Below are 10,512 nucleotides of genomic sequence, written 5' to 3' on the forward strand. Positions count from 1 at the left end.
GGGATTAAGATATGGCGATAAAAGTTCTGGTGGTTGATGATTCGCTGGTGTTTAGAAGAATGCTGTCAGAATTTCTTGATGAAGACCCTGATATAGAAGTTGTTGCCATGGCGGCAGACCCGTATCAGGCGAGAGATATGATTATCAGATTTAATCCTGATGTGATGACATTAGATATAGAGATGCCGAGGATGAATGGCATAGATTTTATGAAAAAGCTTATTCCTCAGCATCCCATGAAAGTTATAATGATAAGTTCGATGGAACATAAGGTTCTTGATTATATAGAATACGGAGCTGTTGATTATGTACAAAAGCCACATGATATGGACAGCGAAGAGATGAGAAAGTGGGTTTTTAGCGAGCTTATAACAAAGGTAAAGACAGCCTACAATATTAAATATTCTGAGGAAAAAAAACAACAGATTGCTGCCACGCCAAACAATATAAACAGGCAGTATCACAACAAGATAGTTGCCATAGGAGCATCGACAGGAGGAACAGAAGCGATACTTGCCGTGATAAAAAATTTTTATCCGAATATTCCGGGGACGGTTATAGTGCAGCATATGCCGCCGGGCTTTACAAAGATGTATGCTGAACGTCTTGATAAAGAGTGCAGGGTTCATGTAAAAGAGGCGGAGGATGGAGATGCTGTAGAAACAGGTAAGGTTCTTATAGCACCGGGGGACAAGCATATGGAACTTGTGCGTGAGAACGGCAGGTATTCTGTCAGATGTTACGAGGGCGAAAAAGTCAGCGGTCATTGTCCGTCGGTAGATGTTTTGTTTAAGTCGGTTGCACAGGCGGCGGCGAGTGATGCAGTGGGTGTCATACTTACGGGCATGGGTTCTGACGGTGCAAGAGGACTTCTCGCAATGAGAAAAAAAGGCGCTCATACCATCGGGCAGGATGAAAGAAGCTGCGTTGTCTATGGAATGCCTAAAGTTGCGTATGATATAGGGGCAGTACAATATCAGGAACCATTGGAAAATGTGGCATCAAAGATATATAATATATTAAATACGATACCGTGATGCAAGGGTCAGAGTCAGATAGCAATGAAGTAATCTTTGGCATCAGTCGGGGTCAAAATATTGTTTTAAACAAACATCATTATTGATTAAATTTAAAATATAATACAACATAACAGGAGGAAAAAAATATGAGAATATTGATAGCAGAGGATGATTTTGCGAGCAGAAAGTTTATGCTTAAGTTTTTATCTAAATTTGGAGAGTGTGATATTACGGTAGATGGTATGGAGGCAGTCGATGCTTATCTTATGGCACTTGATGCGGGAACACCATATGACCTTGTATGTCTTGATATTATGATGCCTGCACTTGACGGATATCAGGCACTTAAAGCAATAAGGGATATTGAGCAGGAAAGGAAGATACCTGAGGATAACAGAGCCAAGATTATTATGACAACGGCTTTAAATGAGGGGGCAAATGTAAATAAGGCATTTGACCTCGGCTGTGTAGCATATGCAGGAAAGCCAATCGACCAGGTGAAATTTGAAAGTGTACTTCGTAAATTGGAACTTATCCCTTAAATTTAATATATTGAACTATTACGAATAAACAGTAATAAAAAGACAGAACAGGAGGGTGTTATGGGAGATGATATGATTACCGAAGGTATGCTTGATATGTTCATCTTCGAAACAGAACAGGGGCTTGAGAATCTTGAAAACATATGTCTTGAAAGTAAGGATGTCGGCGAATTTGACGAGGACAATGTAAATGAGATATTCCGTATCATGCATACGATAAAAGGTTCGTCAGCCGTTATGATGTTTCAGAATATAGCAACACTTGCACATAAACTTGAAGATGTATTTTACTTTATAAGAGAAAGTCATCCCGATGGTGTACCACATGATGAACTTGTTGATGATGTGCTTGAAGTATCTGATTTTATAACAGCAGAAATGGAAAAGATAAAGGACGGCGGAGACCCTGATGAAGACCCCGCAGGACTTATTGAAAAACTTGATAAGTTCCTGAAAAAAATTCAGAATAAAACAGATGTCGATGCCGGACAGATTATAGCCGAGAAACAGGAAAAAGCCAAGGAAAGTGAAAAACCACACTTTTATATAGCACCTGTTGCTTCGGACGACAGCAAATTTTACAGTATTTACATTACATACTATAAAGAAACTGAGATGGCGAACATAAGAGCATATATGGCTGTAAATTCATTGAAGGGAATTGCAGAGGACATACTTTATACGCCGTCAGACATTATTTCAAATCCGGACAGTGCGGATGTTGTACTTGAGTTTGGTTTCAGAATTGCCCTTCAGACAACGGAAGAGCCACAGACTATTACAGAGCTTATAAATTCAAGTGCCGGTATTGAAAATATAGAAATAAAAGAATGCACAAGTGATGAATTTCTTGACTTTTGTGTTGAGGCAGAGAGTAAACCTGCATCAAGTGCAGGTGATGTGCTTACGGCACCGGTTGAAAAGCCGACGATACTTGTAGACAGTCAGAAGCCGGGCAGCCAGGGGGCAGAGAAAGAGGCACAGGCTGAAAAGCAGGATGCGACAAAAGAGGAAAGTGGGAAAGAAGCACCAAAAAAGAAAAAGGCTGCGAAAAAGCCTCGTGTAAAAAAAGGTGAGGCACAAAGTTTCATCAGTGTAAACATAAAAAAGATGGATCTTCTTATGGATCTTATAGGAGAGCTTGTTATTGCGGAAGCGGTTGTTTTGCAGAATCCTGATTTAAAGGTACCGGGTCTTGACCTTACCAATTTCCAAAAATCGGCCGGACAGCTTTCAAAGATAACATCAGAACTTCAGGACGCAATAATGGCAATGCGTATGATGCCTCTTAAAAATACATTCCAGAAGATGAACAGAATAGTTTACGATACATCAAAAAAGCTTGGCAAGGATATAGAACTTGAAGTTATAGGTGAGGATACGGAAGTTGACAAGAATATAATTGAACATATTTCCGATCCGCTTATGCATCTTATACGAAACTCTGTAGACCATGGTATAGAGAGCAATGAGGACAGAAAGGCACTTGGCAAAAAAGAAAAAGGAAAAGTTGTTCTTGAAGCCAAAAATGAAGGCGGTCAGGTCTGGATTTCGGTTTCAGATAATGGTAAAGGTCTTAAAAAGAGTGAAATTCTTGAGAAGGCAAAAGCAAACGGACTTCTTGGAAATAAATCAGAAAAGGATTTGACAGAGAAAGAGATATTCAATTTTATAACAGTACCGGGATTTTCTACGAAGAAAAAAGTTACAGAGTATTCAGGAAGAGGAGTCGGTATGGATGTTGTAGTAAAAAATATACAGCAGGTCGGCGGTGTGCTTGATATCGAAAGTATAGAGGGACAGGGTTCGACAATGACTATGAAGATACCACTTACATTGGCGATAATAGATGGGATTATCTTCTCTGTAGGAGAGACTAATTTTGTTACACCGACTAATGCAGTTACCGAATTTATACGAGTTGAAAAAGACAAACTTATAGTAGAACCGGACGGAGAAGAGTATGTGATGATAAGACAGGAGTGTTATCCTCTTATAAGATTGAACAGATTTTATCATCTTGACGGTGCAGTTGAAGAGATTGAGGACGGAATAGTGATAATCTTAAACCACGAAGACAGAAAACTGGCTGTCTTTGCTGACAGTCTTGTAGGTGAACAGGAGATTGTAGTTAAACCTATTCCTTCTTATGTCAAGGCTGTAAAAGGAATATCGGGATGTACCCAGCTTGGTGACGGAAGTATCAGTCTTATACTTGACACAGGCGGACTTGTTATGAATTGATGTGATGGAGGTGTAAAATGGATTTGACTGATGTAAAAAAAGAAGATTTACCTGCTGAAAAAATTTTTGAGGATGAAATTGAAAAAGAGCAGTATATGACATTTAAATGTGCAGATGAGATATATGGCATTTCAATCAAATATGTAAATGAAATAATCGGTCTGTCACAGATTACAAAAATACCGGAAACACAGGATTACCTTATAGGACTTATAAATCTGAGAGGAAAAATTATTCCGGTTATAGATGTAAGGATAAGGTTTGGAAAAGAACCTTTAGAATACAATGACAGGACATGTGTTATTGTTATAGATGTAAAATCTACGGTAATAGGTCTTATAGTGGACGGAATTGATGAAGTTGTGGCATTTGAAGAGAAAGAAATCACCCCTCCGCCAAGTGTCAGTGACCTTGAAAAACAGGCAAAAAAATATGTTTTTGGTATAGGCAGGGTGGATGGAGAAGTCAAACTTTTACTTGACCCTGACAAGCTGATAAATGATGCAGAGCCTGAAGAAGTTATTGACGACGAAGATACAGAGGAAGAAGAATAGCTGACAAAAGCTATAATCATAAAAATAAGATAATGGAGGAACGGATATATGAAGAACTTGAGTTTAGCTAAAAAAACTTTTATAGGTTATGGAGTTGCCATAATAATATTGATAGCGTTTAGTATTATGGCAATAAATGCCCAGAGAACAATAGCAGACAAGTATAATAAAGTGTATGATACATATACTGTAAAATGTATTGATATCGGAAATTTTACAAAGAATTATAAAGAACTTGAAAGTTTATTATCTGATTATTCATATGCAGCAGATGATGGAATTGATCTTACAGCTCTTTCAGAGCAGATTGCTGAGGTATCAGATACATGTTCAAAACAGCTTGATGAGCTTATATCATCTGTTCCAACAGCAGATAAGAACGGTCAGGCTCAGAAATCGCTTGAAAATGTACAACAGACTCTTGAAAATGGGACGACTGCATTTAAACAGATTGTTACATTGGTATCACAGAAAAAGTATGCTCAGGCTATGAATATCTATCAGAAATCCATAAAAGCTGTATCTGATGATGTAGACGAGGAAGTATCAAATGTATCAAAATATTTCAATGACAAAAGTGAAGCGGGAAGAAAGAGTGTTGAAAGGAGAAATGAACGATCAAGTGTTACTCTTGGAATTATAACAGTAGCATGCATGATATTCTTTTTAGCTATTGCGGCAACATATACAAGATATATCACAAGACCAATCAATGCACTTACAGAAAGAGCAGAGAGAATATCAAAGGGTGACATCTCAGGCGAAAAGATAAATGCTACAACAAACGATGAATTGGGAAAAATGATAAACAGTTTCAATGAAGTTGTTGAGAGAATGAAGAGAGAGGTTAAAGTTGCAAATAATGTTGCAAACGGAGACCTTTCAATGCAGATAAATCCACAATCACAGGCAGATGAGTTAGGACATGCATTTAAACTCATGGTTGATTCAAATAACAAGACACTTGGAAATATTAAGGAGTCAGCATATCAGGTAGGTGCAGGTGCACAGCAGGTTGCAATAGCAAGCCAGTCACTTGCACAGGGGTCTACTGAACAGGCAAGCGCAATCGAGCAGGTAACATCATCAATTTCAGAGGTTACTTCAAGAACAAAACAGAATGCAGATGAAGCAAAAGAAGCTGAAACTCTTGTAAATCAGGCAAAAGAAGAAGCTATAGCAGGAACAGACGAAATGAACAAGATGATGTCAGCTATGCAGGATATAACAGAGGCATCAGAAAATATTTCAAAAATTATCAAGACAATTGATGACATAGCATTCCAGACAAATATCCTTGCACTCAATGCCGCAGTCGAAGCAGCAAGAGCAGGTGAGCACGGTAAAGGTTTTGCAGTTGTAGCTGAGGAAGTAAGAAACCTTGCAGCAAAGAGTGCGGCAGCAGCAAGCGAAACTGCCGAGATGATAGAGGATTCAATAGAGAAAACACAGAATGGTTCTGTTATTGCGAATGAGACATCTTCAAAGCTTGCAGCAATAGCATCAAATGTTGAGGAAATTGTCAAGATAGTGGAAAATATAGCAGAGTCATCAAATGAACAGGCAATAGCACTTGAGCAGATAGATGAAGCAGTTGGACAGGTTTCTTCAGTAGTACAGAATAATTCTGCTACAAGCGAACAGTGTGCAGCAGCAAGTGAAGAGCTTTCAAATCAGGCTCAGAACCTTAAAGTTCTTCTTGGAAATTATAACCTTAAAAATAATTCAGGAATTTCAGGTGCTGAATTTGGCAATACAGCAGGAAATATCGCTATAGGAAGCCAGACAGCACAGAGAGCAGATTCATTCGGTGCATCAAAAAATATCGGAACAATTAATCAGTCAAATACTATACACAGAATACCTGATGCATCTGAATTTGCAGGAAAAAGCAATTTCAATGAAAACGAAAGTATTATATCGTTAGAAGATAATGGTTACAGCAAATATTGATTTTGCTATGCTTTTGAGAGAATATCTTCATTAACCTAATAAATAAAAATTATCAAAACGCCGTAAATACTTGGTTTACAGGCGTTTTGATAATTTATGGAATATTTTTTTTGATAAAAACAAGAAATATGAGAAAAATTGTTAATTAGAAATACTTGACTATAGTCTGATTACATGTTAAAAATTAGATGTTGCAGGTATAAGTATTATTTTATACCATAACCAATATAATTTATACATTTTATCAATATACAGGAGGAATTTATCGTGGTAGAGATGAAAGAATGGGATGGCTTTGAGGGAAGACTCTGGAAAGAGGAAATCAATGTCAGACAGTTTATTCAGGACAACTATACACCATATGAAGGTGATGAATCATTTCTCGAAGGACCTACAGAAGCTACAGATAAGCTTTGGGGAGCACTTCAGAAACTTCAGAAAGAAGAAAGAGCAAAAGGCGGAGTGCTTGACATGGATACAAAGATTGTATCATCAATCACTTCGCATGATGCAGGATATATAGATGAGTCATTAAAAGACTTGGAAAAGGTAGTAGGACTTCAGACAGATAAGCCTTTAAAACGTGCATTTATGCCTTATGGTGGTATAAAGATGGCGGTTCAGGCTTGTGAGACATACGGATATGAAGTAGACCCTGAGATTAAAAAGATTTTCACAGTATATCACAAAACTCATAATACTGCTGTATTTGATGCATATACACCGGAAATGATTAAAGCCCGCCACAACAAGATTATGACAGGACTTCCTGATACATACGGCCGTGGACGTATCGTAGGTGACTACAGAAGAGTTGCTCTTTACGGTATTGATTTCCTTATCGAGGAAAAGAAGAAAGACAAACTCAAATGTGGAAGCGGAAGCATGAAAGGCGAAGTTATCCGTCTCAGAGAAGAAATTGCAGAGCAGATTCGTGCACTTGAGAACATGAAGAAGATGGCTGAAATTTATGGATTTGATATTTCAGAGCCGGCTAAAAATGCAAAAGAAGCAATTCAGTGGATTTACTTTGGTTATCTTGCTGCCATAAAGACACAGAACGGTGCAGCTATGTCTGTAGGACGTGTGTCAACATTTATTGATATCTATATCGAGAGAGATATGAAGAAGGGTATCCTTACAGAGAAAGAGGCACAGGAACTTATCGACCATATGACAATGAAATTCAGAATGGTTAAGTTCGCAAGAATTCCATCATACAATGAACTCTTCTCAGGAGATCCTGTATGGGCTACACTTGATGTCGCAGGAACAGGTGTTGACGGACGTTCAATGGTTACAAAAACTGATTATCGTTTTCTTCACACACTTGAGAACATGGGACCTGCTCCTGAGCCAAACCTTACAGTATTTTATTCATCAAAACTTCCTGACAACTTTAAGAGATATGCAGCTAAGATTTCTATTACAACAAGCTCTATCCAGTATGAGAACGATGATGCAATGAAACCTGTATGGGGTGATGATTATGCTATCTGCTGCTGCGTATCAGCTACACAGACAGGTAAAGAGATGCAGTTCTTTGGAGCAAGAGCAAACCTTGCTAAGTGTCTCCTTTACGCTATCAACGGTGGTGTTGATGAAAAGACAGGTGATCAGGTAGGACCTAAGTACAGACCTATCACATCAGAATATCTTGACTATGATGAGGTTATGGAAAGATACGATGAAATGATGGACTGGCTTGCAGACCTTTATGTAAACACACTTAACCTTATCCAGTATATGCATGACAAGTATTATTATGAGGCAGCAGAGCTTGCACTTATGGATACAGACTTAAAGAGAACATTTGCAACAGGTATCGCAGGATTTTCTCATGTAATAGATTCTCTTTCAGCTATCAAATATGCAAAGGTTAAGACAGTCCGTGATGAGAACGGACTTGTAAAAGATTATGAAATCGAGGGAGACTTCCCTAGATACGGTAATGATGATGACAGAGCAGATGAAATCGGAGTATGGCTTCTCGGAACCTTCATGGACAAGATTAAGAAACATCACACATACAGACGTTCAGAGCCTACAACATCAATTCTTACAATCACATCAAATGTAGTTTACGGAAAAGCAACAGGTTCTATGCCTGACGGACGTAAAGCAGGAGAACCTTTATCACCGGGAGCAAACCCAAGTTACGGTGCTGAGAAGAGCGGACTTTTAGCATCACTCAACTCACTTACAAAACTTCCATATGAATGGGCACTCGACGGTATTTCAAATACACAGACAATCAATCCGGGAGCACTCGGAAATGAGGATGGAGAGAGGATAACAAACCTTGTTCAGGTAATGGACGGATACTTTGATCAGGGAGCACATCATCTCAATGTCAATGTATTTGGTAAAGAGAAGCTTATCGATGCTATGGAACATCCTGAGAAAGAAGAATATGCAAACTTCACAATCCGTGTATCAGGATATGCGGTTAAGTTCATCGACCTTACAAGAGAGCAGCAGCTCGATGTAATAGCAAGAACATGCCATGACCATATGTAATTGATTAAGCGGAAACTAAGATATTAAAGGGTATAATAAATAGTATGATGCAAGGGGCAAAATACTTTTTGAGCCAAATATCATATTATTTGAATAAAAATAAAAACGCTGTCACTCCTTTATGGAGGGCAGCGTTTTTGGTGAAAAGGATTGTTAGTCTGAAGTAATCAAATAATAATAAAACATCAATACTCGTATTATATTTTTATTGTAAATCTGTTATAATAAAAACGAGTATTTATATAATATAAAAACAAGTTTTTATATTTAGAAATAAGGAGGTTTGCAAGGCAGATGTCAGAAAATAAACAGGTATATGCGAGAATACATTCAATAGAAAGTTTTGGTTCGGCTGATGGACCCGGCGTGAGATTCCTTGTTTTTCTACAGGGATGCAATATGCGTTGTAAATATTGTCACAATCCGGATACGTGGAAACTTCCGGGAGAGGATTACGACAATTTAAAAACACCGGAGGAGCTTTTAAAACAAGCTAAGAGATATAAAAGTTATTGGGGAAAAACAGGCGGAATTACGGTAAGCGGCGGTGAGGCTCTTTTACAGATTGACTTTTTGATTGAATTTTTCAAGCTTGCAAAACAGGATGGCATTCACACAACGCTTGATACTGCAGGCAATCCGTTTACAAGAGAAGGTGAGTTTTTTGACAAGTTTAATGAACTCTTAAAATATACTGATTTGTTTATGCTCGATATAAAGCACATTGATGATGAGCAGCATAAAAAACTCACAGGTTTTACAAATAAAAATATACTTGATATGGCGGAATATCTTTCAGAGCAGGGCAAAGACATGTGGATAAGACATGTACTTGTTCCGGGGATAAACGATGATGAAAAGTATCTTAAAAGACTTTACGAATTTATATCAAAATTAAAAACAGTGAAGAAAGTCGAGATACTTCCGTATCATACACTCGGAGTATTCAAATGGAAGGAACTTGGCTATAAATACAGTCTTGATGATGTGGAGCCGCCAACAAAAGAACAGGTCGAGAGAGCGAAAGAAATACTTCATATAAAATAAACAGGTGCAGAGGTTATGAAGATGGAGTATGGAATAGGTTTAAACAGCGTGAAAGATGTGGTAGAAAAGTACAACGGTGAAGTTAAAACCGAATATGATGATAGGGAGTTTTGCATAAGGATTATACTTTATACCGATAATTATTGTTGAAAAGATATATATAAAATTTTGTGTATGTATGTTATACTTTTGATGTTATTGTCAGTGAGCTGTACTTTGTCAGCCGTTAAGGATGATTAAAGGGACAGACTTAAAAGGGAATGCAGTGAGATGCTGCAGCAGCCCCCGCTACTGTAAGAAGGATGATTTTTTGTGTTACGCCACTGTGATTTTATCATGGGAAGGTTAAAAAATCAGGCGAGTTCAAGCCAGGAGACCTGCTGACAAGGGGATTTCTGCTATTTGACTTATATAGAATGCTTCGGTGGGAAGTGTCAGAGCAAATGGTGTTTTTTTGTTGTATAAAAATTGACCGATTTTAATATATGCGAAAAACAGATAAAGAAATCTCTTTTTGAGAAATCTTTATCTGTTTTTTATTGTATGGCCTAAAGGCCTAATTTGCGAAATGTAGTTTCTCTTGGAGGAGAAATGGAATGGAGCAAATAAAAAAACCACCTGCTATGCAGGTGT

At 37.9% G+C, this 10,512-nt stretch carries 8 protein-coding genes and 1 riboswitch; all 8 genes read left to right on the forward strand.

Features of this window, described 5'->3' with window-relative positions; translation table 11 throughout:
* The first annotated feature begins 11 nt into the window (after positions 1-11).
* The 8 genes from ACZLXV_RS04375 to ACZLXV_RS04410 all read left to right on the forward strand — a co-directional run bounded on the left by ACZLXV_RS04375 (position 12) and on the right by ACZLXV_RS04410 (position 10,029).
* The gene (locus tag ACZLXV_RS04375; RefSeq protein WP_482382610.1) at positions 12-1,037 is read left to right on the forward strand and encodes a protein-glutamate methylesterase/protein-glutamine glutaminase; all 1,026 of its coding nucleotides are present in this window, start codon (positions 12-14) and stop codon (positions 1,035-1,037) included.
* A gap of 128 nt (positions 1,038-1,165) precedes the next feature.
* Entirely contained in the window at positions 1,166-1,561 is a 396-nt protein-coding gene (locus ACZLXV_RS04380; protein ID WP_022225520.1) for a response regulator, read from the forward strand.
* Between the two features lie 60 nt (positions 1,562-1,621).
* Entirely contained in the window at positions 1,622-3,805 is a 2,184-nt protein-coding gene (locus ACZLXV_RS04385; protein ID WP_482382611.1) for a chemotaxis protein CheA, read from the forward strand.
* A gap of 17 nt (positions 3,806-3,822) precedes the next feature.
* On the forward strand, positions 3,823-4,359 hold the full coding sequence (locus ACZLXV_RS04390) for a chemotaxis protein CheW (RefSeq protein ID WP_482382612.1): 537 nt from the start codon (positions 3,823-3,825) through the stop codon (positions 4,357-4,359).
* 48 nt (positions 4,360-4,407) lie between these two features.
* On the forward strand, positions 4,408-6,312 hold the full coding sequence (locus ACZLXV_RS04395) for a methyl-accepting chemotaxis protein (protein WP_482382613.1): 1,905 nt from the start codon (positions 4,408-4,410) through the stop codon (positions 6,310-6,312).
* Between the two features lie 276 nt (positions 6,313-6,588).
* A complete protein-coding gene (gene pflB / locus ACZLXV_RS04400; protein ID WP_482382619.1) occupies positions 6,589-8,832 on the forward strand; it encodes a formate C-acetyltransferase in 2,244 nt (747 codons plus the stop codon).
* Between the two features lie 294 nt (positions 8,833-9,126).
* Complete coding sequence (gene pflA / locus ACZLXV_RS04405; protein WP_482382614.1) at positions 9,127-9,879, forward strand: pyruvate formate-lyase-activating protein; 753 nt, start codon at positions 9,127-9,129, stop codon at positions 9,877-9,879.
* A gap of 15 nt (positions 9,880-9,894) precedes the next feature.
* Complete coding sequence (locus ACZLXV_RS04410; RefSeq protein ID WP_482382615.1) at positions 9,895-10,029, forward strand: GHKL domain-containing protein; 135 nt, start codon at positions 9,895-9,897, stop codon at positions 10,027-10,029.
* A gap of 53 nt (positions 10,030-10,082) precedes the next feature.
* Positions 10,083-10,278: riboswitch (cobalamin riboswitch) on the forward strand.
* Positions 10,279-10,512: the final 234 nt, after the last annotated feature.

It is taken from the genome of Butyribacter sp. (genome assembly GCF_056818865.1).

Coding starts and splice junctions, on each gene's coding strand:
- ACZLXV_RS04375 (WP_482382610.1), top strand. CDS start 12: ATGGCGATAAAAGTTCTGGTGGTTGATGATTCGCTGGTGTTTAGAAGA.
- ACZLXV_RS04380 (WP_022225520.1), top strand. CDS start 1,166: ATGAGAATATTGATAGCAGAGGATGATTTTGCGAGCAGAAAGTTTATG.
- ACZLXV_RS04385 (WP_482382611.1), top strand. CDS start 1,622: ATGGGAGATGATATGATTACCGAAGGTATGCTTGATATGTTCATCTTC.
- ACZLXV_RS04390 (WP_482382612.1), top strand. CDS start 3,823: ATGGATTTGACTGATGTAAAAAAAGAAGATTTACCTGCTGAAAAAATT.
- ACZLXV_RS04395 (WP_482382613.1), top strand. CDS start 4,408: ATGAAGAACTTGAGTTTAGCTAAAAAAACTTTTATAGGTTATGGAGTT.
- pflB (WP_482382619.1), top strand. CDS start 6,589: ATGAAAGAATGGGATGGCTTTGAGGGAAGACTCTGGAAAGAGGAAATC.
- pflA (WP_482382614.1), top strand. CDS start 9,127: ATGTCAGAAAATAAACAGGTATATGCGAGAATACATTCAATAGAAAGT.
- ACZLXV_RS04410 (WP_482382615.1), top strand. CDS start 9,895: ATGAAGATGGAGTATGGAATAGGTTTAAACAGCGTGAAAGATGTGGTA.